This window comes from Marinomonas sp. A3A (assembly GCF_018336955.1).
Taxonomy (GTDB): Bacteria; Pseudomonadota; Gammaproteobacteria; order Pseudomonadales; family Marinomonadaceae; genus Marinomonas; species Marinomonas lutimaris.
This window is the reverse complement of the sequence record NZ_CP025532.1, coordinates 1,892,945-1,913,545: the sequence shown is the minus strand read 5'-3', so window position 1 is coordinate 1,913,545 and position 20,601 is coordinate 1,892,945. Positions and strand designations below refer to the sequence as shown.

At 42.8% G+C, this 20,601-nt stretch carries 25 protein-coding genes; 6 read left to right on the top strand and 19 right to left on the bottom strand.

The annotated features are described in order from the left end of the window. The first annotated feature begins 11 nt into the window (after nt 1-11). A complete protein-coding gene (gene arsJ, locus CYL31_RS08880; protein WP_212918556.1) occupies nt 12-1,238 on the top strand; it encodes an organoarsenical effux MFS transporter ArsJ in 1,227 nt (408 codons plus the stop codon). Here the strand turns inward: arsJ and CYL31_RS08875 are convergent. The 4 genes from CYL31_RS08875 to CYL31_RS08860 all read right to left on the bottom strand — a co-directional run bounded on the left by CYL31_RS08875 (nt 1,235) and on the right by CYL31_RS08860 (nt 3,299). After that, complete coding sequence (locus CYL31_RS08875; protein ID WP_212918555.1) at nt 1,235-1,528, bottom strand: type II toxin-antitoxin system RelE/ParE family toxin; 294 nt, start codon at nt 1,526-1,528, stop codon at nt 1,235-1,237. The genes arsJ and CYL31_RS08875 overlap by 4 nt on opposite strands. Nucleotide 1,529: 1 nt before the next feature. Then, nucleotides 1,530-1,751 carry an addiction module protein gene (locus CYL31_RS08870; protein ID WP_212918554.1) on the bottom strand — a complete coding sequence of 74 codons (222 nt, stop codon included), beginning with the start codon at nt 1,749-1,751 and terminating at the stop codon, nt 1,530-1,532. A gap of 145 nt (nt 1,752-1,896) precedes the next feature. After that, nucleotides 1,897-2,358, bottom strand: a complete 462-nt coding sequence (locus CYL31_RS08865) for an NfeD family protein (protein ID WP_212918553.1) — start codon at nt 2,356-2,358, stop codon at nt 1,897-1,899. Between the two features lie 2 nt (nt 2,359-2,360). Then, entirely contained in the window at nt 2,361-3,299 is a 939-nt protein-coding gene (locus CYL31_RS08860) for an SPFH domain-containing protein (protein WP_169460147.1), read from the bottom strand. Between the two features lie 183 nt (nt 3,300-3,482). Between CYL31_RS08860 and CYL31_RS08855 the strand changes: the two genes are divergently transcribed. Then, on the top strand, nt 3,483-4,304 hold the full coding sequence (locus CYL31_RS08855) for an AraC family transcriptional regulator (protein WP_212918552.1): 822 nt from the start codon (nt 3,483-3,485) through the stop codon (nt 4,302-4,304). A 9-nt stretch (nt 4,305-4,313) separates the two neighbouring features. Here the strand turns inward: CYL31_RS08855 and CYL31_RS08850 are convergent, their stop codons facing one another. The 3 genes from CYL31_RS08850 to CYL31_RS08840 form a co-directional block, all read right to left on the bottom strand. Continuing rightward, nucleotides 4,314-5,384, bottom strand: a complete 1,071-nt coding sequence (locus tag CYL31_RS08850; protein WP_212918551.1) for a threonine aldolase family protein — start codon at nt 5,382-5,384, stop codon at nt 4,314-4,316. A gap of 268 nt (nt 5,385-5,652) precedes the next feature. Next, entirely contained in the window at nt 5,653-7,179 is a 1,527-nt protein-coding gene (gene glpK, locus CYL31_RS08845) for a glycerol kinase GlpK (RefSeq protein ID WP_212918550.1), read from the bottom strand. Between the two features lie 36 nt (nt 7,180-7,215). Then, nucleotides 7,216-8,058, bottom strand: coding sequence for an MIP/aquaporin family protein (locus CYL31_RS08840; RefSeq protein ID WP_212918549.1), 843 nt, complete (start codon nt 8,056-8,058; stop codon nt 7,216-7,218). Nucleotides 8,059-8,475: 417 nt separating this feature from the next. Here CYL31_RS08840 and CYL31_RS08835 point away from each other — a divergent pair, with 417 nt between their 5' ends. Next, the gene (locus tag CYL31_RS08835) at nt 8,476-9,309 is read left to right on the top strand and encodes an amidohydrolase family protein (protein WP_212918548.1); all 834 of its coding nucleotides are present in this window, start codon (nt 8,476-8,478) and stop codon (nt 9,307-9,309) included. 54 nt (nt 9,310-9,363) lie between these two features. Here the strand turns inward: CYL31_RS08835 and CYL31_RS08830 are convergent, their stop codons facing one another. After that, nucleotides 9,364-10,515, bottom strand: coding sequence for a GNAT family N-acetyltransferase/peptidase C39 family protein (locus tag CYL31_RS08830; protein WP_212918547.1), 1,152 nt, complete (start codon nt 10,513-10,515; stop codon nt 9,364-9,366). Nucleotides 10,516-10,931: 416 nt separating this feature from the next. On the opposite strand from CYL31_RS08830, the gene CYL31_RS08825 reads away from it, so the two are divergent. After that, nucleotides 10,932-12,410, top strand: coding sequence for a RimK family ATP-grasp domain-containing protein (locus tag CYL31_RS08825; protein WP_212918546.1), 1,479 nt, complete (start codon nt 10,932-10,934; stop codon nt 12,408-12,410). 595 nt (nt 12,411-13,005) lie between these two features. On the opposite strand, the gene CYL31_RS08820 is transcribed toward CYL31_RS08825, so the two are convergent. The 3 genes from CYL31_RS08820 to CYL31_RS08810 all read right to left on the bottom strand — a co-directional run bounded on the left by CYL31_RS08820 (nt 13,006) and on the right by CYL31_RS08810 (nt 15,060). Beyond that, nucleotides 13,006-13,281: a hypothetical protein gene (locus tag CYL31_RS08820; RefSeq protein ID WP_212918545.1), complete on the bottom strand. Its 276-nt coding sequence runs from the start codon at nt 13,279-13,281 to the stop codon at nt 13,006-13,008. 189 nt (nt 13,282-13,470) lie between these two features. After that, nucleotides 13,471-14,013 carry a hypothetical protein gene (locus CYL31_RS08815; RefSeq protein ID WP_212918544.1) on the bottom strand — a complete coding sequence of 181 codons (543 nt, stop codon included), beginning with the start codon at nt 14,011-14,013 and terminating at the stop codon, nt 13,471-13,473. Nucleotides 14,014-14,628: 615 nt separating this feature from the next. After that, a complete protein-coding gene (locus CYL31_RS08810; protein WP_212918543.1) occupies nt 14,629-15,060 on the bottom strand; it encodes a hypothetical protein in 432 nt (143 codons plus the stop codon). A gap of 204 nt (nt 15,061-15,264) precedes the next feature. On the opposite strand from CYL31_RS08810, the gene CYL31_RS08805 reads away from it, so the two are divergent. Together CYL31_RS08805 and CYL31_RS08800 are read left to right on the top strand one after the other, a co-directional pair. Next, nucleotides 15,265-15,495, top strand: coding sequence for a TA system antitoxin ParD family protein (locus CYL31_RS08805; RefSeq protein ID WP_212918542.1), 231 nt, complete (start codon nt 15,265-15,267; stop codon nt 15,493-15,495). After that, entirely contained in the window at nt 15,470-15,799 is a 330-nt protein-coding gene (locus CYL31_RS08800) for a type II toxin-antitoxin system RelE/ParE family toxin (RefSeq protein ID WP_212918541.1), read from the top strand. Before CYL31_RS08805 ends, CYL31_RS08800 begins: the two co-directional genes overlap by 26 nt. 26 nt (nt 15,800-15,825) lie before the next feature. On the opposite strand, the gene CYL31_RS08795 is transcribed toward CYL31_RS08800, so the two are convergent. From CYL31_RS08795 to CYL31_RS08760, 8 genes are all read right to left on the bottom strand, one after another. Beyond that, nucleotides 15,826-16,167 carry a carboxymuconolactone decarboxylase family protein gene (locus CYL31_RS08795; protein WP_212918540.1) on the bottom strand — a complete coding sequence of 114 codons (342 nt, stop codon included), beginning with the start codon at nt 16,165-16,167 and terminating at the stop codon, nt 15,826-15,828. A 139-nt stretch (nt 16,168-16,306) separates the two neighbouring features. Then, a complete protein-coding gene (locus CYL31_RS08790; protein ID WP_212918539.1) occupies nt 16,307-16,534 on the bottom strand; it encodes a hypothetical protein in 228 nt (75 codons plus the stop codon). A gap of 21 nt (nt 16,535-16,555) precedes the next feature. Beyond that, nucleotides 16,556-16,954 carry a VOC family protein gene (locus tag CYL31_RS08785; RefSeq protein WP_212918538.1) on the bottom strand — a complete coding sequence of 133 codons (399 nt, stop codon included), beginning with the start codon at nt 16,952-16,954 and terminating at the stop codon, nt 16,556-16,558. Between the two features lie 170 nt (nt 16,955-17,124). Next, nucleotides 17,125-17,355: a thioredoxin family protein gene (locus CYL31_RS08780; RefSeq protein ID WP_212918537.1), complete on the bottom strand. Its 231-nt coding sequence runs from the start codon at nt 17,353-17,355 to the stop codon at nt 17,125-17,127. 27 nt (nt 17,356-17,382) lie between these two features. Beyond that, entirely contained in the window at nt 17,383-18,369 is a 987-nt protein-coding gene (locus CYL31_RS08775) for a permease (protein WP_212918536.1), read from the bottom strand. Nucleotides 18,370-18,544: 175 nt separating this feature from the next. Further along, on the bottom strand, nt 18,545-18,976 hold the full coding sequence (locus CYL31_RS08770; RefSeq protein WP_212918535.1) for a group I truncated hemoglobin: 432 nt from the start codon (nt 18,974-18,976) through the stop codon (nt 18,545-18,547). Further along, nucleotides 18,970-19,812, bottom strand: coding sequence for a DUF3034 family protein (locus CYL31_RS08765; RefSeq protein ID WP_249411742.1), 843 nt, complete (start codon nt 19,810-19,812; stop codon nt 18,970-18,972). Before CYL31_RS08765 ends, CYL31_RS08770 begins: the two co-directional genes overlap by 7 nt. A gap of 58 nt (nt 19,813-19,870) precedes the next feature. Beyond that, entirely contained in the window at nt 19,871-20,503 is a 633-nt protein-coding gene (locus CYL31_RS08760) for a methylamine utilization protein (RefSeq protein ID WP_212918533.1), read from the bottom strand. Between the last annotated feature and the right edge of the window lie 98 nt (nt 20,504-20,601).

Genomic DNA, 20,601 nt, shown 5'->3' with positions numbered 1-20,601 from the left:
GAAAACACCCCATGCTGTCACAATTACCAAAAAGCGTTCGTCAGTACCTTATCGTCACGGGTAATTACTGGAGTTTCACTCTGACTGACGGCGCGTTGCGCATGCTGGTCGTGTTGTATTTCTACCAGCTTGGATATGGCGCATTAGACATTGCTTTGCTCTTCTTGTTTTACGAATTTTTCGGGGTCGTTACCAACCTCTTTGGTGGCTGGCTTGGTGCAAAATGGGGACTCAACCGCACCATGAACATTGGCCTCGCCATGCAAGTCATCGCTTTATCTATGCTCTTATTGCCCACCAGCTTTTTAACTATTCCTTGGGTGATGGCGGCACAAGCTTTATCCGGCATTGCCAAAGATCTCAACAAAATGAGCGCCAAAAGTGCCATCAAAACACTCGTTCCCAAAAACGCCAGCGGCACTTTATACAAATGGGTCGCTCTACTAACCGGCTCGAAAAATGCCCTCAAAGGCGTGGGATTTTTCCTTGGCGGTTTTCTACTCAGCGCTATTGGTTTTCATAATGCCATCTTAGCCATGGCGATTGCCCTTGCTATCGTTTGGCTTGCCAGTTTGTATCTACTTCGAGAGGATTTAGGCAAGTCGAAGAACAAACCGAAATTTTCACAAATGTTTTCCAAGAGCACTGAAATCAACATTCTATCGGCGGCTCGCCTCTTTCTGTTCGGCGCTCGGGATGTATGGTTTGTCATTGCTGTGCCAGTGTATTTATCCAGCCAATTTGATTGGGATCATTGGCGTGTAGGCAGCTTCCTCGCCTTGTGGGTCATCGGCTATGGTGTTGTCCAAAGCCTTGCACCACACCTCACAGGAAAAACAAAGCAACAAGCACCAACCGGCACACAAGCCAAATTCTGGGCCATATTACTAACAGCTATTCCAGCGGCCATCGCGATTGGCTTAGAAAGCGCCGATCAGGCGTTATGGATTCTATTGAGCGGACTCATAATATTCGGCGTGGTGTTTGCTATCAATTCATCCTTGCATAGCTATTTAATTGTTCACTATGCTAGCGAAGATGGCGTGTCATTAGATGTGGGCTTTTACTACATGGCCAATGCCATGGGACGGCTCATTGGCACGATTTTGTCAGGCTGGATTTACCAAGACTTTGGATTAATTGCCTGCCTTTGGGTATCTTGTGGGTTTCTTATTCTTACCAGTATTATTTCGTTCTGGTTGCCGCAAAAAATCATCAGTGCAGAAAGCACCAATTAATCTCTTTTCAACCAATAGCCCGGATTTTTACTGTTATGCATGATGGCAACCACATAAAGGTTATCTGAATGCACTTGATAAATGACAGAGAAAGGAAAACGAGATAATAAAAATCTATGATGATTTGCACCGAACTTGGGCCAAGTTCGAGGAAGCGCCAGAATTGTTTTGAATGCAGATTCAAGCTCTTTAATAAAATCATCACCAAGCCCTTTGGCTTGAAGTTGATACCAATCATAGGAGGATTTAATTTCCTGACTGACATCAGGGTGAAAGGTTAAATTCAACATATTATTTTACAACGTTAGCCTTAATCTCCTCCCAACGTACTGCCTTTACATCGCCAGATAACAAAGCATTGCTGCGGTCTTCTGCTAATGCCAACCAAGCTGACTCAACATCATTACTTGGCTCACCTTCAAGAGAAGACAAAAGACAATGAGCTGCCAAAGCTTTTTCACTAGGCGTTAATAGCTCCATATTATCCAGTACGGTTTTTAATGCGTCAGACATATGCATCACTCCTATCCACGTTACAAGCAAGTCTATCACTGAATGCTGGTTTTTGCCTCCCACCCAAAGCCATAAAAAAACACCAAGCATGTTCGGCGCTACAACCGACACACTTGGCGTTTCTTTTATCAGGATCTAAAGCCGTTTACTTAGCGCTAATCGCTTTAATATGCAATTTGCCTACTTCGGCTTCAGTCACTTCTACTTTCGTTCCAGCTTCAATGGGCTCTTCACTTACCAAAGACCATTCCACACCAGAATAGTGGTATTTAGGAGACTGAGTTGGCGATACAGCTTCTTTTAAATAGAACTGATGATCGGTAAATTCGCTTTTAGTTTTTTTGGTGCTCACCTTAGATTGCATGCGTTTAAGCGGCTTCCACAATATTAACGTGGCCAATATGGTCATCACGCCAGTGCTTAAAGAAGCGCTCAACAAACTATTCGGCAATACCCCAACATAAACTAAAGCACCGGTCGCCATCGCAGCCAAGCCAACGAAGAACAGCACAAAGGTAGAAAAACCTAGTACCGCCACTTCGATGACCAATAGAATCAAACCAACAATAAACAAGCTTTGGGCCAGATTATTGGCAATGATATCCATACCTAGCTCCCTTTCGTCATTTTCTGAATAATCGTCATAGCTTGAGCAACCACAGCAGACGCTTCAGTTGCGCCATCTGGCAACAAGACCACAGACGATTCTTTGGCAATCGCACGCTTAGCTTCGATTGCCTTGCTTGCAAGATCGAGCTGAATGGCTTTTTGACCTTCTTCGGTCGCCGCAGCTTCACCTACTTGGCGAAGGGCTTCGGCTTGAGCGGATGCCACAGCAACGATAGCTTTCGCCTCACCTTCTGCGCGCAATACTTGCTCTTCTTTATCCGCTTCTGCCGCCAAAACCACAGACGCTTTTTGACCTTCGGCACGGTTAATCGCAGCTTGACGATCCCCTTCCGATTCCAAAATCTGCGCACGCTTGACACGTTCCGCTTTCATTTGGGCTTCCATTGCTTCCATCACAGATTGTGGTGGAACAATGTCTTTTATTTCGTAACGCAACACCTGAATACCCCAAGGACCTGCTGCATCATTGATCGACGCCACAATATTGGTGTTGAGCACATCACGCTCTTCAAATGTTTTATCCAATTCCATTTTACCTAACTCAGAACGCATAGTAGTTTGCGCCAACTGAGTCACGGCGAAGACATAATTTTCTACGCCATAAGTTGCTTTATAAGGATCTAATACACGGAAATACAATACGCCATCGACACGCAAAGAAATATTATCCTTGGTAATAGCGCTTTGCTCAGGCACATCAACGGCCTGCTCTTTTAACGTACGATCGGCAGAAATACGATCAATAAAAGGAAAGATGAAATTCAATCCAGCCTCTTTTGTTGATTGATACTTACCAAAACGCTCAATAACGTATGCCTGATTTTGTGGCACAAACTTGATCGAGGTTTTTAGCAGCACAACCACCAGCACAAGCACCAGAGTCTGAACGCTCAATATATAGCTAAGTAACTCTTCCATAACAATGAATCCTTAAGTTTTCAAAACACACCCGACTTATTTTCTTTCCATGATGTTATTAATCACCACGCACAAAAATACAAGCGGAACGACAAATTTATCGCTACCATAGTAAGCACTGTTGGGAAGCAAAAGTCACCAACAATACGAGATTATCCAAAGAAGCCATGAGACCTTTGCACGATGTCGAGCACTGAATCCTTTCGCTACCAACATATTGAAGAGCTGCCAGGCCTAGTCATCAGTGCAGCGACACTCACAAAGTTTCACTTTCAGCCGCATTATCACTTGGATTACCACATAGGACTTGTTACCCAAGGCACTCAGCATCAAAAAGTTCAGCATCAAACGCTAGATTTAGTTCCTGGAGAAATTTGCCTAATGCCACCGGGCGAAGTTCACGACGGCTACGGTCGAGATAGTACTATGAGACATTTAAAAACTTTTCGAGTTCCCATAGAATTAATGCAAGCTGCGCTGCTAGACAGCCAGGACAGAGAAACCAATCTTCAGCTTGCCCCATCGATAATCAATCAGCCCACACACAACAGTTCGTTTTTACAACTTGCTCAAGCTTTTGATCCAAGCCAATACGCCAGCCAACTCCACAAAGATACGTTATGGGCGAACGCGCTTTCAAACTTACTGTTTGCGGCAGAGAAAAAACCATTGATCCAAGAAAACGCAGGTCTAACGAATCAACAAATACAAAGTGTTCGAGATTACTGCGAAGCCAACTTATCCAGCAAAATCTCTTTGAATAACCTAGCAGAAATATGCGGATTAACTCGCTTTCAATTTATTCGACGTTTCCAAAAGCAAACCGGACTCGCGCCACATGCATGGCTAATGCGCTTAAGACTAGAACGAGCTTGCGCACAATTAGCCAAAACCAATGCCATGATCACCGACATCGCTGCAGATGTCGGTTTTTATGACCAAAGCCATTTCAATCGAGCGTTTAAGCAAGCCTTTGGCGTTGCGCCGTCAAGCTACCGCTCTTAATCAAACTCTTTATTGCACGGTTGCAAAACGTCTCGCACTTTCAACAAAGGCTTCAACACCCTCTTTTGGTGTTCTAAAAGACGTCACCAATCGAATCACACCTTCTTCCCAACGACCGCCGTAAAAACCAAAACCTTCAGTTTGCAGGTGGTCAATCATTGGCAAGGGCAAGGTACAAAACAACATATTCGCCTGAGCTGGTGTATTAATTTTTACACCCGGAACGGTTTTCAAACCATCTTGTAACAGCGCCATCATAGCGTTGGCATGAGTCGCATTGGTACGCCACAAATCATCCGTTAAGTAAGCAATCATCTGTGAAGACAACAAACGCATTTTTGAATGCAAATGCCCACCGCGTTTACGACGATAACCCAGCTCTTTAGACACTCTATCACTTGAAATCCCTTTCTCTTCAAGAGACTGTTTAAATACTACAATGGCTTCAGATGCCATAACGCCATTTTTTGTCGCGCCAAAAGACAAAATATCCACGCCCGCTTTCCACGTCATTTCCGCTGGCGTACAACCTAAAGCAAGCAAAGCATTGGCAAAACGCGCACCATCCATATGAACAGGCAAGTTAACCGATTTCGCCACACTCGTAATGGCGTGTATTTCATCTAACGAATACACACTGCCGACTTCGGTGACTTGTGACAAACTGATCACCGAAGGCTGGCATGAATGCACATCTCCGATTTTTTGATTGACTAATTTTTGTAGCTGAACAGGATCCATCTTGGCATCAGCGCCACCAATACCAACAAAACGCGCACCACTGGTATAAAACTCAGGCGCAGTACACTCATCATTCAACAAATGACTTTCAGAGTGGCACAACACACTGCCCCAAGGTGGCGTAAAAGCACTCACACTTAACGAATTCGCAGCCGTCCCAGTAGAAACCAAAAACACATCCACATCACACTCGAAAAGCTCCGACAACATACGCGTAACTTGCGCCGTGCCATCATCATTACCGTACGGCATGGCATCACCTTGCGCGGCTTCCAGCATGGCTTTAAAAACGGAATCTGACGCGCCGGCAATATTGTCACTAGTAAACGCAACCTTCATTAAATCACTCCTTATTTAGCTCGTTGATATGGCAATTAATCTGATCAAAATATCATGCCAGCTTCATTGATGAATGACTTGGATTTTTGTGCACTTCAAAAAAATTATTTTTTTATGAGCAATCACAAGAACAAGAAGCACCCAGCTAAAAAAAGCGAGTATGCAAAAACATACTCGCTTTTAATTTTTTAATTCTCTACCGCATTAAAATACATGGCCTATTTTCATAGACAGAATCAATAAACTCTGCCTTTAGAAAAACACCAGCTTACTCTTCACCATCTTCCTCAGCCCATTTTAATGAGCGAGACACGGCCTTTTGCCAACCTTTATAACGCCTAGCACGTTCGGCATCCTGCATAGTAGGTTCAAACGTTTTATCAATTTTTGCATGCTCTTTAATATCGTCGATAGAATCCCAAAAACCAACCGCTAACCCTGCCAATATCGCGGCACCAAGTGCCGTCGTTTCGGTCAATTTAGGCCGCTCTACATGAGTACCTACAATGTCTGCTTGGAATTGCATCAAGAAATCGTTAGCAACAGCGCCGCCATCCACTTTTAGAGTGAGCAAATCCATACCAGAATCCTGCTTCATAGCATCGACCAAATCACGACTTTGAAATGCCACCGACTCCAGCGCAGCGCGAATAATATGATTACGGTTCGTACCACGCGTTAGCCCCACCATAACACCTCGCGCATGCGGGTCCCAATATGGCGCCCCCATACCAACGAAGGCAGGCACCAAATACACACCATTGCTGTCTGCTACCTTCGCAGCGAAGTAATCGGTATCTTGTGCATCGCGAATAATACCCAGCTCATCACGCAACCATTGGATCGTCGCTCCCCCCATAAAAACAGAGCCTTCCAATGCGTAATTCACTTCACCCTTTGCACCAACAGCCAAAGTCGTGATTAGACCATGATGAGATTGAACTGGTTTTGTGCCAGTATTCATCAACAAGAAACAGCCTGTACCGTAGGTATTTTTCGCCATACCTTCTTTTACACAGAGCTGCCCAAACAAAGCCGATTGTTGATCCCCTGCAATTCCTGCGATTGGCACACGCGTGCCATCTTTACCGCCAATGTTTGTATCACCATAGATTTCGCTGGAGCCTTTCACTTCTGGCAACATGGACTCAGGAATGCCAAGTTCTTCCAGCATTCGCTTATCCCATTCTAGGGTTTTGATATTGAACAACATAGTACGAGACGCATTAGTATAATCGGTGACGTGCACACGCCCACGCGTCATATTCCAGATCAACCAAGAATCCACTGTGCCAAACAACAACTCACCGTTGTCCGCTTTTTCACGAGCACCTTCCACATTGTCGAGAATCCATTTTACCTTAGTACCCGAAAAATACGCATCAATGACCAAACCCGTATTTTCGCGTACATAATCCTCCAAACCACGAGCTTTCAGCTCATCACAAATAGCCGCAGTACGACGACACTGCCAAACAATTGCATTATAAATAGGACGCCCTGTTTTTTTGTCCCAAACAATAGCGGTTTCACGCTGGTTGGTAATACCAATTGCCGCTAACTGGTCCGGTTGAATCCCTGTCTTAGCAAGTACTTCGGCTAATACCGAACTTTGGCTAGACCAAATTTCCATTGGATCATGTTCCACCCAACCAGACTGAGGAAAGTATTGACTAAACTCACGCTGAGACGTCGCCACGATGTTGGCGTTATGATCAAAAATAATCGCTCGAGAAGAGGTGGTTCCCTGATCTAACGACACAATATACGGTTTATTTTTGGCTTGCTCTGACATGATAGTTCTCCTTGTTTTTATAGGCTTTATAATCAATTACTGATGGGACACCACGGCTTTTTGTTTAGCGACGGCTCGATCTTGAATATTTTCTGGCAAGGATGGACTGACAAATCGGGTATAAATAAACGCACCTAATTGCGCGCCCAAAATCGGCCCAACAATTGGTACCCAAGCATAAATTGCATCTCGACCGCCTGTCATCACGACATTTCCCCAGCCTAACGCATCGATCATCAAGCGAGGTGCTAAGTCACGCGCTGGGTTCATCGCAAACCCTGTCAACGGGCCAACAGAAGCACCAATGATAGCAACCACTAGACCAACAAAAAGTCCAGTTAGCACGCCTTTTGAACCACCGTTTTTATCATCGCCAAGGGCAAGTACACAATACATAAGCAAAGCCGTAATTGACATTTCCACCAACATGGCATGCCAATATGTAATGTTAGCATTAGCAAACGTAGTAAAGATTCCCGCTGTTTGTAAGCCGGAGACAGTGCCACGAACTACCTGATGAGTAGATTCCCATTCTGCGATCACAGGTCCATAGAGAAAATAAGTAAGGCCTGCACCAAGGGCAGAGCCAATAAACTGCGCGATGATAAAGAAAGGAACTTTGCGCCATTCGAACCCCATAAAGGTCGCCAGCGCAAGTGTAACAGCTGGGTTGATGTGCGCACCTGACACGCCACCAACAGCATATATAGCAATCGCAACAGCAAGACCCCAAATAATACTGATCTCCCATTGCCCGAACTGTGCGCCTGCCGTAACTAGCGCCGCTACAGATGCTGTACCAATAAACATAAATATGCCAGTACCAATCACCTCGGCAACAAACTCGCCAGTTAAGGTAGGCTTAGCTAGTTCTTTCATCTGCTTTTATCTCCATATGTATTATTTTGACTTTCAGCATCAAAACTTTCCGTCAACCGAACTATTTTTCCTTCGTGAGAACATTCGGCATCAAACAAAAACATTTTCGCTTTAGAACAATTACTTTCGTTATCTCACTAAAATACGGCTCGATCAAGGCGCACAAATAAGTTCCTTAAACCTTGCTCATAGACTAAAACTATAAAAGAGAAGTAAAAATAAAGAAAAAACAAACCAAAGAAGTCAATGTTCATCGGCCGATTAAACACTACAGTGCTATGAGCTAAACCTATGAATACAAAAGAATAAAAGTTTGAAAAAAAACTATCCGGTATTTCCAATACCTAAAGACCAAAATCAAATAGCTTGCCAGCCCTTCTTTCATTACTGTACAGACACAATATGAAAGGAGTTCCCATGTCGGTATTCACTGAACGTAAAATAGATTGCCACAATCACATTTTTGACCCACAGAGCTTTCCCTATCAAGCAAATACACCTTATGCACCAGAAGGCCACGAGATTGCGACGGCAGATTACTTTCTACAAGTTTTAGAAACCTACGGTGTGTCCCACGCTCTATTAGTTGGCCCAAACTCCGCGTATGGCGAAAACGACAATCGCGCTTTGTTAGATGCAATTGCTCGCTCCAACGGTCGCTTCAAAGGCATGGCTGTAGTCAAACAAGACGCATCATCAGAAGAACTTGCACAACTAAAAGCCCAAGGCGTGATCGGAGTTACCTTCAATGTCGCTTATTATGGATTTGAGAACTTTGCACAATCCGCACCATTAATGGATCGCCTAGCGGATCTCGATATGATTGTTCAGGTGCAAATCGAAGACGAGCAAATGCTCGATCTCGCGCCCTTATTGATGAACAGCAAGGCAAAAATATTAATCGACCATTGTGGCCGACCTAATATTGAAAAAGGCGTAACAAACAAAGGCTTTCAAGCCGTACTTGCGCTAGCAAAAACGCAACGTGCTTACATCAAGGTTTCTGGCTTTGCCAAATTCACGCAAGGCGTATTCCCTTATGCCGACACAAAACCTTATGTCGATGCCATTGTTGAAAGTTTCGGAGAGGATCGCATCATTTGGGGATCGGATTGGCCGTTCTTAAAAGCGCAACACAGAATGGATTATGGCACCTTGCTCAGCCTTGCAGAGAAGCAGTTTCCTGATGCAATTATACGAGCAAAGTTTTTCTGGGAAAACGCCGCAAAACTCTGCGGCTTTCCGGTATAAGAAATCAAACAAATAAAAAACTAAGCTGTTTTCCGCGCTACAAACTTTGCCGTACTACAGATTTTTTAATACGACAGTGGCCTGTAAACGACTTTGCCCAAAGCGTGACATTTTTTCAAACTCATCACGGGCAATCGGCACGTATTGGCAATCCAATGGACTTGGTGGATCGTCAGGTAATTTTTTATCGTCGTCTAAATCTGGATCATGTACCAGAATACAATGTTCGTCGTAGCCAGACATCACCACCCAATGGGGAGATTTCTTACCATCCATGCGGAAGGTGCTGATCAAGATAATCGCCAAGGCGCCATCGTCAAACGCTTCAATCAATTGTGCCAACGGCATCGCAGTGTAATGCAAGGGCACGCCGACATCTTCACATTGTTGGGCAAAGCTTTCATGTACGCGCGTGATGACGTTTTTCTTCAGCTCATTACGCACGCTGTCGACAAACAACGGACCTTCTTCGCTCAACCAAACATCCGCAGACAAGCCGCGCTTTTTAGCGGCCAAGGCCAATCCCATAGGATGACAACCACCATGACCAGACGTCATGAAAATCGTCGTCGCTTCACGCCAAATCTCTAACTCATCGTTAGGCGTCGCTTGATAATCTGGATGCATCGAAGACAACACCATTTGCAACGAAGCAGGCCCGCAGGTAAATGGCGTACCTTGCGCTAACCAAGGAATCGCTCGCGTGGTTTGCTCGTCACCGGCATGACGCAAACGTTTCTGCATACGAATCGCATCGGTTTGATCTTCGTAATAAGCATCGTAATGACCAAATTCCTTGTAACCCATTTTTTGATACAAGGCGATGGCATTGTGATTCACATCACTGACTTCCAAACGCAGCAACATCTTGCCTTTTTTAAGGGCTTTTTTCTCACAGGCTTGGATCAACAATTTTCCGATACCAAGGCCGCGTGCTTCAGGTGATACCGCAAGCGAATACAAACGAGCCAAGTGAGTACCTTGGCGAAGATGCAACAAGGCATAACCCAGCAGTTCACCGTCTTCCGTCATTGCAACAAATAGCGCTGAACCAGAACTGGTAATCGCATGACGAAAACTACGACGACTCAAACGGTCGCCAGTAAAGGCTTTGCCCTCCAAAATGAGCAATGCTTTTAAATCGTCTATACTAGCTAAACGTATATCAATATTTGGGGAAGAACAGGTGACCGAGCTTGTGATCATTACATCGCCTCTAAAGGGCAAAAGGTCGCTAGGATCGTCGAACTACTGACAGTTTAACGATGAAAATTTTCGCGCATTCTAGGGCGAAACCTGTTTAAAAGATAGTCTATTTTTTCATCAAAAAAACATTTTATTTTTTTATGCAAAAAACTTATTCACGATGTCACGAGCGAAGTTAAGGCGAGGCAAAAATAGACGAGAAAGCGGAGTTTATGTTTTATAAATGAGCATTTTCGAGTCTATTTTTAACAAAGTATTAGCAAGCGCAGTAGTCGCGAAAAGTTTTTTTTAGACTATTGTTAAATTTGTAAAACAAGCGCACTATCCGCACAAATTGAGGGTGTTTTTTAACCCCCTTTTTGAAACCACTTTTAAACAAACATAATGATCTTTAAGCAAAAGGAAAAGCATAACCAATGTCACAGACTTACATAGTTGTTGATCAGGCCAAAGATTGGTCAGCGTTTTTACCTAGTGATCGAGTGATCACTTTTACTCAATACCTAAACTTGGCAGCGACAAAAAGCCAAGGACGCACACGCATCATCAACCTATGTAAAAGCAGCAAATATCTGTCTGACGGATATTACTGCTCCCTGTTGGCAGAAAGCCGTGGTCATCACGTTATGCCTTCTGTGCGCGTGCTTAATGACCTAAGCAAGAAAGACCTATATGAGTTAGAGATCTCTCAGTGGTTACCATTACTGGCAAAAAAACTCGCCAAACCAGAAGCACCGATGGAAATGAAATTCCACTGCGTATTCGGCAAAACGATTCATCCAGAAATGAAGGAATTCGCACGCAAATTATTCGAGAGTTTTCCTAGCCCTGTATTGGAAGTAACTTTGAAATTCCGCAAAGAATGGCAAGTCACCGCCCTCTTTTCTACATCACAAAGTAAACTGAACGACGCAGAAGAAACATTATTCGCCGAATCTTTGGAAGCTTTTAGCAACAAGGTATGGAGCAAAGGCCGCATTCAACGTGCCGCGAAATTCGACATGGCGATTTTGGTTAACCCAGAAGAAGCCATGCCGCCAAGTGATGACCAAGCGATTAAAAAATTCATCCAAGCCGGTAAACAACTTGGCATTCACGTTGATACGATTGGCCCAAAAGACATTATGCGTCTGCCAGAATACGATGGTTTGTTCATTCGTGAAACCACCAACATCGACCACCACACCTACCGCTTCGCCAAAAAAGCCGAAGGCTTGGGCTTGGTCGTTATGGACGACCCACAATCCATCATGCGCTGTACCAATAAAGTGTACTTAGCAGATTTGTTCAACACCCACAAAGTACCATGCCCAAAAACACGCATCGTACACAAGGGTGAAGACAACGTAGAAGACGCATTGGAAGCCGTTATCAGCTACCCAATGGTGGTAAAAATTCCGGACGGAGCATTTTCTAAAGGCGTAATCAAAGCAGAAAACCGCGAAGCTTTGACTGAGAGTTTGAACACCTTGTTTAAAAAATCGTCTTTGTTATTGGTACAAGAATACCTTTACACCGAATTCGACTGGCGTATCGGCGTACTGAACAACAAACCGATCTTTGCTTGTCGCTACTACATGGTGAAAAACCACTGGCAGATTTACCAACATACAGGTAGCAAAAGCCAAAGCGGCGGATTTGATACGTTACCAACCTTCGAAGTGCCACGACGCGTGCTACAAGCCGCCATTGCTGCCACCAAACCGATTGGCGAAGGCTTATACGGCGTCGACGTAAAAGAAATCAACGGCCGTGGTTACGTTATCGAAGTTAACGACAACCCAAGCATCGACCGCGGTGTAGAAGACAAATACCTAGGCGATGAACTTTACATGCACATCATGTCGGAGTTCTTGCGTCGCATGCAGGTGAAACGTGGTGATATTCACGCTTGATAAGCAAACACACTAGAAATGCGAAAGGCGACTGATGAGTCGCCTTTTTTGTTTAGTTCCTTCCCCTTTTTTCAAGGGGACAAAAGTTTTTTTCCCTCCCCTTATGTCTTCCAAGGGGAGGGCTAGGGAGGGGTTATTCTCTTCTTTTGTTTCCTCTCAATCGCTTTGTATTCCTGACCTTTATTCCGCCCTGCTGGGCGTGTAACTTTTTGCTAGCGCCCAAAAACTTTCATTTTAAAGAAAAGCAAAAAATCGCTTTCTCGGGCTTTCAGCCCAAACGTCTCATTTACTCTGTTTGAACTTGGTTTAGCAAGACGAAATAAAACGTAAGGCATAGATTGTTTTTGATGTGACTACAAAGGCTATTTTTAACTGACTCTGAAACTCCATAAGGATTGCGTCGAACTGACCTCTTCGTAGCTATTCTAGTAAAACCAAAACGTAGGGCATTATTAGAGCAGCGACTCTCGGTTTTAAAGAAATTGCCGCTGAAAGCGAAGCTTTCATTCTCGCGTAAGTCGCGCCTTTAGGCCGACAAGGGATTTAAGTTCAATTACAGCGCTTTAAATCCATGACTCTTGAAGAAATATGCCTGTCACTTTAAAAGCACAAACATTGCAAAGACAGCCACTGAAATAGCTAGCATACAAAGCACTCTTAATAGAAAACGCTTGATTAAGCTTTGTACATCTTTCAGAAAAAATTTGTCCACCAAAAAGAATCCTAAAGCACTCAAAATACCGGATGGCATGCCGAAATACACAGCAATAACCGGCCAGCCGGTATACCAGTAAGCAATCGTCATTCCCAGAATAATGGCAACGACTAACCAAGCTAGGTGTTGAGCACTGATGGACATCGTGATTTTCAAATAATGTTACCTTTCCTAGGGGGTTATTTATCACCATTGGAGATGAGAACAAGATAACACTTATCTAAAACCGTTTGACGACTCTTTTTAGTTGCCCGTAGAAAACCCTAATATTGAAAAAAGTGTTATCAAATAAAAAATTGTTGAAATTCTCCCTCAGGGAAGTAAAGTAATTCCACTTTATTAGCACTATAGTGCTATGGAAAACATAAGCATATAGCTGTTTTCTGTGCCTTCTTTATAAGTTATGTCATCAAATTGAGAAGGAAGTGTGCCTCCCTCACTGATGCCAGAAGCTAACTCTCTTGTTGGATGCGTAACCCAACCAAGTCCAACACTGATATCTCTATCTTCTGCTTGAAATGTAATTTGTGGACCAAGCGCAAAAGATTCAAATGATGTAGCATTTTCTCCTAAAATTTTGGCTCCTACGAAAAGGCCAAACTTTACGTTATGTATATCTATATTATTCCCAGCAGCATTTTGTGTCGTTCTTACAGGGTCTCCTAACCCCCAAAAATTCCATGATAAAGTTAACCAAGCACTCGGCCTTGTCTGGTATTCTTTTTCTACAACAACAATTCTCTCATCACCAGCTATTTTAGCTTGGTCTATATAATCACTTCGATACTGCTCTACTCCGATACCTAAGTTGAAGTTCCAGTTATCTACCCCATCAGCATAAGAACAAACTGAAAACACTAACAATGCAGCAGTTACTATATATCTCATAATATTTTCCCTAAATATAAGTAAACTATTTTTTGAACAGAATGTTTTAATAATGTGCGCTTATCCAACAGACCCAGTGTGCGCGTTCCTCCATGTCTTAATTCTTTGAAATACAGCTAATATTTGATCTATATTGATAGTTCTATTTTTTAATAGAACAAAAATGAGCATGCTTGTTTTGTTAAAAAACTACACGAGTCAGTGATGAAAAATAAGAAAGGCTACCCAGCATATAGGCTTAATATTTACTTATTACTGACAATTTATTGACAGTATAGCAAAATGAACTTAAAAACCACAAAAACTTGTTTGTTTTTTAATCTTTAGTTAACCTATATGAGTGACTAGCAATTTTTGTAGATAAAAAATCGACCACTTTGATACAACGCTACCGGGAGATTAGAGGAACGGTTAGATTTGGTTCGAGCAGATGAAGTATCGACCTTAAAGCGGCATTTCGCTAAAGTCGATGATCAGAAATAATACCGAAAGAGAAACGCTGCTTAGTGGATATGTTGGACTGGTGGTAATCGATGAATAGGTTGAACTACTCCTGTGGAGCGGCCTTCTGTATCATTCAGTTAAAGCAAACAATTAGAAAAAAACACTCTACATTTACAACAGTGAGAATGAAAGAGCGCCACCAGCCAGAGCTAACAAGTGATAACCCCATACAAAGCGAGCAAGTGGCTCATGCCGTGATAACTTGCCTTCTACGTATTTTTCTACCTTGCTTACGCCGATCAGCATGAGAACGATAAAACCCAGGAAAAATACAAAAGGAATAATTTCACCTTCGACGTTTAGATGAGAAAGTATGCCGATAGGGGCAAAAAATCCGAATGGAATCCATACAAAAAGCGAGAATGGGCATTTTGCCCCTACCTGTTGAATAAAGTACAGCTGAGCTATTTTACGTTTTACTCTATAGCTCCGCGTTGATCTTTCCTCATGCTGTACTTGAGCCAAGTTTGCATTACGCTGCCTTCTCTTCTGGCGATGCTTTCTATTTTTTCGAGTAGATGTGTTCGAGTCTTTCCCTGACATTATCCAGATCTCTTTTCTAATTTATTTTGCAGACAAACAACAATGATAAACAGCATTTTTAAGGTATTGCACAATATGCATATTCTCCAATGAACTATTATTAGAAAGATATTAGGAAATCAATTCATGAGCAATCATTGCATTACGCGACAATTTGTCGCATATTTATAAAATTAAATTCCCCATACAATGTAGGTGTAGAATATGGCTACCAGCGTAAGATTAGACGATACCTTTGTCGCTAACGCCAAAGTTTATGCAGAGGCTGAGCACCGCTCATTGCCAAAGCAAATAGAATATTGGGCAAAGATAGGTCAAATCATGATAGACAACCCAGATTTATCCTATGAATTTGTCCGTGAGTCTCTATTAGCAACAGAAGAAGTAAACCAAGGATTGGTGAAACCTTATGTCAGAAGAACAAAACGAACTTAAAGTTTACGAATCAAAGCGGTTTGAGAAGGCATTAAGTAAGCTCTCTGAAGTGCATCTGAAACTAGTAGAGGATGAAATAGATAAAATCGTCGCTCATCCAGAGGTTGGAGAGCAAAAGAAAGGTGATCTTGCCCATCTGAGAGTTCACAAATTTAAACTGGAAAAACAACAAGTTTTACTTGGTTATTCATGGATTGAACAACGACTTGATATCTACTTGTTACAATTTGGATCACACGAAAATTTCTATCAAAAAGTAAAAACCCAACGTAAAGCAGATTTGAAGAAAATGAAACCATCATAAGGCTTTCATTCTCTTCCTATATAACCTCACCCAGCTAAAAATTTATCCACTGCAGCCAATGCCTGTGTACCGTAGATAACTGCTGGACCGCCACCCATCATAAGTGCAACGTTGATGGTTTCGATCAATTCTTCTCTAGTAGCGCCAGCGCGAAGTGCCGCTTTGGCATGAGAAGCAATACAACCGTCACAACGTGAAGCAATACCAATACTTAGTGCCATCATTTCTTTTACTTTAACGGCCAGCGCGCCCTCTTCCATGGCGGCTTTGTGCATAGCCATAAATCCATCCAATATCTCAGGAGAGGATTTACGGTACTCACGGGCAAAAGCATTTTGGTCTTTGTTGATTTCTTTATAGCTTTTCATGGTTCACCTTAATTAGATTTAATATTAGACAAACCTAATTTAAAGCGAAGAGCAAAAAGAAGATAGCGCCTTTTAACCAAAGTATGACTCTGGACAAGATATAGGCTCGTGAAATAGCAACGCCCCTCAAGGCATCGCGCTACTTCTTATTTAACTTATTGGCAGCAAAATAAAACAGCAAGGCCATGAAACAAGAAGATGCTAAAAAAGCAGGCACTGTCACCTCAAACATTGCAATTGCACTTTCTACTCGCTGCTCTTCATGAAGATAAGGAGTTGCTTGTGTGACAAAGGAATAATTGTAAATTAAAAAATTCACCACAAAATTCAATGTAGCCAAGGAAAAATAAATAACGTATTTTTTCATTTCAAAGCTTCTCTAACTCTATCAAGCCGTCCACTCGCGGTTTTGCAATACCACTCGATAACCGTCCACGTCTTCAAAGGTTTTGCCAACGTCGTCCCAGTAATCGTTATAGGATGGCACATGAACAAATCCCGCGGCTTGCACCTGCTCGCAGCATTCTTCCCATACTTGCGTGTTGATAAAATAGAAGATGAGTAAGTTATCTTGCGTCGGCGCTTTACCGACGATTGTGCCTTTATGATGGGTAAATTCTAAGTGATAGTTATGCTGTTCATGACCGACGATAGAACCATCGAAGCCATTATGACCTTCGAAGCTACCGAGCAGTTTGAAACCTAGACCATTAACATACATGTCGGTGATTTTAGCTAGGTTGTCAGTTGGTCTTGCAACACGCAATTTTGCTGTCTTTGGAATCATAAAATGCTCCAGATTCTTGGTTGGTTCAAAGTTTAGTGCCAAGAAATTCAGGAGAAATCCAATTCACCATACAACATACCTTCCTTGACTAGCCAATAAGCCTACTACAAGACTTTTATGAGAATCCATAATCGTCACGCTATATTCGGTATGTGGATCACATTCGCTAATCAAAACCAGCTTTGTATTTTTGTCTTATCGGGAATCGAGCCGTAATGCACAACAACATCGTCTATCACCACAGCTGGTGTGCTCATTACGCCATAACTCATAATGACTTCGGCGCTGGTTTCTTTCTCTACATTTACTGGAACTTCGTTTTCCGCGGCAATAGCTTTGATAAGTTCAGCCGTTTTCACACATTTACTACATCCACTACCTAACACTTTGACTTGCTTCATTTGATTGTTCCTTTTTTGATTAGCGTTTCAGTTAACAAGATTCAAAATCCAACCCACTAAAGTGAAGGAGAAAAGCAACATCGCCAAAATGATGGCAAGCAATTTCCACGTCATCACTTGTTTAAGTAGGATAAATTCTGGAAAGCTGGCCGCGACAGTGCTCATGCAAAACGCCATGGTGGTACCGATTGGCAAACCTTTGGTAATCAAACTTTCCATGATGGGGATCACGCCCGTGGCATTTGAATACAGCGGAATACCAAGCAACACAGCCAAAGGCACAGACCACCATTGACCATCACCAAGATTACCTTCTAGCCAAGACACAGGTACATAACCATGCAAGGCTGCACCAAGACCAACACCAATAAAAACCCATTTCCACACGCGTGAGAAAATATCCCACAACTCATTCTTAGCAAAGTCGTGTCGCTCACGAAAAGACAGCGTTGGTTTTGCACTCACTTCATTGGCACTTATCGTTGCTGGCGTTGCCGATTGATAGGCCTTTAAAGCAAAAGGCTGCAGCATTTTTTCAGCTCGAATGAGATCAAGAAACACCCCGCCCAAGATACCAACCGCCACGCCAACCAAAACGTACATCAAGGTAATTTGCCAGCCAACCAAACTAAGCAGTAGCAAGACAGCGACTTCATTAATCAGCGGCGAGGTCAATAAAAATGACATGGTAATGCCGACAGGAATACCAGCTGAGGTAAAACCGAGAAACACAGGAATGCTTGAACAGGAGCAAAATGGCGTAATTGCGCCGAAGACAGATCCGGTTAAATAGCCAACAAAACGATTTTTCTTGGCAAGATAATCTCGGACTCGTTCAATATTAAGAGATGCACGTAACAGCGCAATAAAGTAGATCATGATGACCAAGAGGAAAAATATCTTGGTCGTGTCTTCAATAAAGAAATGAACCGCATCACCGAGCTTCGAATTCGGAGATAAGCCAAATAATATGAAGGTGAGCCAATCTGCTAAATCAGTGAAAATAGCCAGCATCGTATTTCTCTTATTTGACGTTACCTTATAGTGAATTCACAAAGGTTATCTTTCACCCTACTCCGATGCTCACGACAAGACTATGAATGCTTTGCTATTGGCTGACCGAGATCAAATAAAAAAGCGACCCGCAGGTCGCTTTCGATTGAACAAAGCCATTAATTCCAATCAAAAATCATTTATAAAGCATCTCTCCACGCATCGGCACGAGCACTTTAAGCACCTGGTTTTGCTGCGGGTAGGTTAAGCCGGCTTTTTTCATGGCGTTTACCAACAAATCGACAGTTAAATTAAAGTCAGTTTCATTGATATTTTGACCTTGGTGTACTCTTAGCATTGTGTCACCAGTATAAGTACATGGGCCGCCAGTATTCACACAAAGATGCTCAATGAACTTTTCACGGAAGCGAGTGATATTGGTTTTTTCAAAATAACGATAGATAGTTTCATTGAAGCTTATTTCGTTGATAAAGTTATCGGTAATGGCTTCTATTGTCGGTTGACCGCCGATTTCGTCATATAGGCTTTGTGGTGCTTTACCAGGTGTCGCACAGGCAACCAAAAATATACTCAATACAAGAAACGATGCTTTTAATAGGTTTACCATAAGTACCCCGTCATGGATAAATAAATGCCTGTTTGATCTTTCTTGGTGGCAACTGTACCTAAATCGACATAAGCGGCGGTGATGTTGAGGTTTTTATTCGGCAAATAACTGATGAAAATATCTTTCCAATCATCTTCTTCTACACTAGATAGATTGCTTGGTTTCTGACGATATTCCATACCCACAATCCAGTTTGGCGATAGCAGCAAGCCAACACTGCCTTCCATCATCACTTGGTAACTAGTATTGTCTGGTCCACCATAACCCAACAACCCCAATTCATTAGCCTTGGTAGCGCGAGCAGTTAGGTTCCAAACAAGGTTGTAACCCGCAACCGCACCTAAATGCACTTTAGTTGCTGCAACATAGAAGTCTGTACCGCTGTCGTCTTTTGCCCCAAGATACGAAGCAACAAAATCACTGTCTAATTGCTTATATTGCAAACCGACACTAACTTGGGGATAGGTGGAGTAAACAGCATCGCCATATAAGCGAACTTTTACACCGACGACATCCTGCTTAATATCTTCTGAGTCAAGACTCAGCCCTGTAATCAAAGACGCAGGCAAAGCAAATGTCTGTTGGGTATAACTCAGCTCAACTCTGTCGTAAAAGCTGGTCGCTACGCCAATCGACGTAAGGCGATAATCTGTTACATTTACATCGGTGATAAAAAACGATGCAGAGGTTTCGTCACGGCTATCATATCCCGCTAACGTAGCCCATGGCACAAGACCGCCACCACCACTGCCTTCAACTTGCGACAATCCGGCGGTGGTTAATATTTTTCCATCGGCCGCCATTGTTGGAACCGTACACAAAACTAAGCAACTCATGGCTACTACTTTTATAACGCTCTTACTCATTAAATTTCTGCTACTCATTAAATATGGATCATTTTGACCATTTCTTTTTGCCAAATCCTGTGTTCATACTACTGTGATCCATCGCTTCAATTGGAGGCAAAAGCCCTAAAGAAAGAGTCTGCTCGACATCGCTTTTAATATTAACTGTCTTCATAGAACCCAAGCCATCGATTAATCTCTCACTCCACAAAGACACGGTATCACCCTTTTTTACTGGCAGACGTACTTTGCCGTCTTTGCCTGTTTTCAGCGCAAAAGTGTTATCCGCTACAAGAATATAGCCAATCATGTCGTCATGTATGTTACAACCGAGCACCACAAGACCAGCCTTATCAAACAAGATAGGGGCAATTTCAGTGCCTTTATAGAGCTTAATTTCAAAAGTTTTTGGCTGAGAAAAACTGTAAACGTGATGGCGGATATCATCACTATTAGGAAAGCTAACGTACTGACCTTTTTGCACGACCAACACTCGCGGTACAAAAGATTCGTCAATCTGATCCATTACAGCAACCGCACTAGGCGTACTTACTTCATGGTTAGAGACAATAACAACCGCATCCGGCACCGGAAGATTATCTTGGTCTAGAACAGTCAACGTCATCTCTGCCCATGCACTTGGCATAGAGAGAAAAAACACTAGAGCAAATAAATGACGCATATTCTTTCCTTTTGATTTGTCCGCTTAAGTTTTAATATCATTACAGCAAAACAAAGATAGATCATTATACTTTCTGTAACACACAGTAAAAATTAGAG

Excerpts from the sequence above, each read along its gene's own strand:
- arsJ (WP_212918556.1), top strand. The coding sequence starts at position 12 with ATGCTGTCACAATTACCAAAAAGCGTTCGTCAGTACCTTATCGTCACG.
- CYL31_RS08875 (WP_212918555.1), bottom strand. The coding sequence starts at position 1,528 with ATGTTGAATTTAACCTTTCACCCTGATGTCAGTCAGGAAATTAAATCC.
- CYL31_RS08870 (WP_212918554.1), bottom strand. The coding sequence starts at position 1,751 with ATGTCTGACGCATTAAAAACCGTACTGGATAATATGGAGCTATTAACG.
- CYL31_RS08865 (WP_212918553.1), bottom strand. The coding sequence starts at position 2,358 with ATGGATATCATTGCCAATAATCTGGCCCAAAGCTTGTTTATTGTTGGT.
- CYL31_RS08860 (WP_169460147.1), bottom strand. The coding sequence starts at position 3,299 with ATGGAAGAGTTACTTAGCTATATATTGAGCGTTCAGACTCTGGTGCTT.
- CYL31_RS08855 (WP_212918552.1), top strand. The coding sequence starts at position 3,483 with ATGTCGAGCACTGAATCCTTTCGCTACCAACATATTGAAGAGCTGCCA.
- CYL31_RS08850 (WP_212918551.1), bottom strand. The coding sequence starts at position 5,384 with ATGAAGGTTGCGTTTACTAGTGACAATATTGCCGGCGCGTCAGATTCC.
- glpK (WP_212918550.1), bottom strand. The coding sequence starts at position 7,179 with ATGTCAGAGCAAGCCAAAAATAAACCGTATATTGTGTCGTTAGATCAG.
- CYL31_RS08840 (WP_212918549.1), bottom strand. The coding sequence starts at position 8,058 with ATGAAAGAACTAGCTAAGCCTACCTTAACTGGCGAGTTTGTTGCCGAG.
- CYL31_RS08835 (WP_212918548.1), top strand. The coding sequence starts at position 8,476 with ATGTCGGTATTCACTGAACGTAAAATAGATTGCCACAATCACATTTTT.
- CYL31_RS08830 (WP_212918547.1), bottom strand. The coding sequence starts at position 10,515 with ATGATCACAAGCTCGGTCACCTGTTCTTCCCCAAATATTGATATACGT.
- CYL31_RS08825 (WP_212918546.1), top strand. The coding sequence starts at position 10,932 with ATGTCACAGACTTACATAGTTGTTGATCAGGCCAAAGATTGGTCAGCG.
- CYL31_RS08815 (WP_212918544.1), bottom strand. The coding sequence starts at position 14,013 with ATGAGATATATAGTAACTGCTGCATTGTTAGTGTTTTCAGTTTGTTCT.
- CYL31_RS08810 (WP_212918543.1), bottom strand. The coding sequence starts at position 15,060 with ATGTCAGGGAAAGACTCGAACACATCTACTCGAAAAAATAGAAAGCAT.
- CYL31_RS08805 (WP_212918542.1), top strand. The coding sequence starts at position 15,265 with ATGGCTACCAGCGTAAGATTAGACGATACCTTTGTCGCTAACGCCAAA.
- CYL31_RS08800 (WP_212918541.1), top strand. The coding sequence starts at position 15,470 with ATGTCAGAAGAACAAAACGAACTTAAAGTTTACGAATCAAAGCGGTTT.
- CYL31_RS08795 (WP_212918540.1), bottom strand. The coding sequence starts at position 16,167 with ATGAAAAGCTATAAAGAAATCAACAAAGACCAAAATGCTTTTGCCCGT.
- CYL31_RS08790 (WP_212918539.1), bottom strand. The coding sequence starts at position 16,534 with ATGAAAAAATACGTTATTTATTTTTCCTTGGCTACATTGAATTTTGTG.
- CYL31_RS08785 (WP_212918538.1), bottom strand. The coding sequence starts at position 16,954 with ATGATTCCAAAGACAGCAAAATTGCGTGTTGCAAGACCAACTGACAAC.
- CYL31_RS08780 (WP_212918537.1), bottom strand. The coding sequence starts at position 17,355 with ATGAAGCAAGTCAAAGTGTTAGGTAGTGGATGTAGTAAATGTGTGAAA.
- CYL31_RS08775 (WP_212918536.1), bottom strand. The coding sequence starts at position 18,369 with ATGCTGGCTATTTTCACTGATTTAGCAGATTGGCTCACCTTCATATTA.
- CYL31_RS08770 (WP_212918535.1), bottom strand. The coding sequence starts at position 18,976 with ATGGTAAACCTATTAAAAGCATCGTTTCTTGTATTGAGTATATTTTTG.
- CYL31_RS08765 (WP_249411742.1), bottom strand. The coding sequence starts at position 19,812 with ATGAGTTGCTTAGTTTTGTGTACGGTTCCAACAATGGCGGCCGATGGA.
- CYL31_RS08760 (WP_212918533.1), bottom strand. The coding sequence starts at position 20,503 with ATGCGTCATTTATTTGCTCTAGTGTTTTTTCTCTCTATGCCAAGTGCA.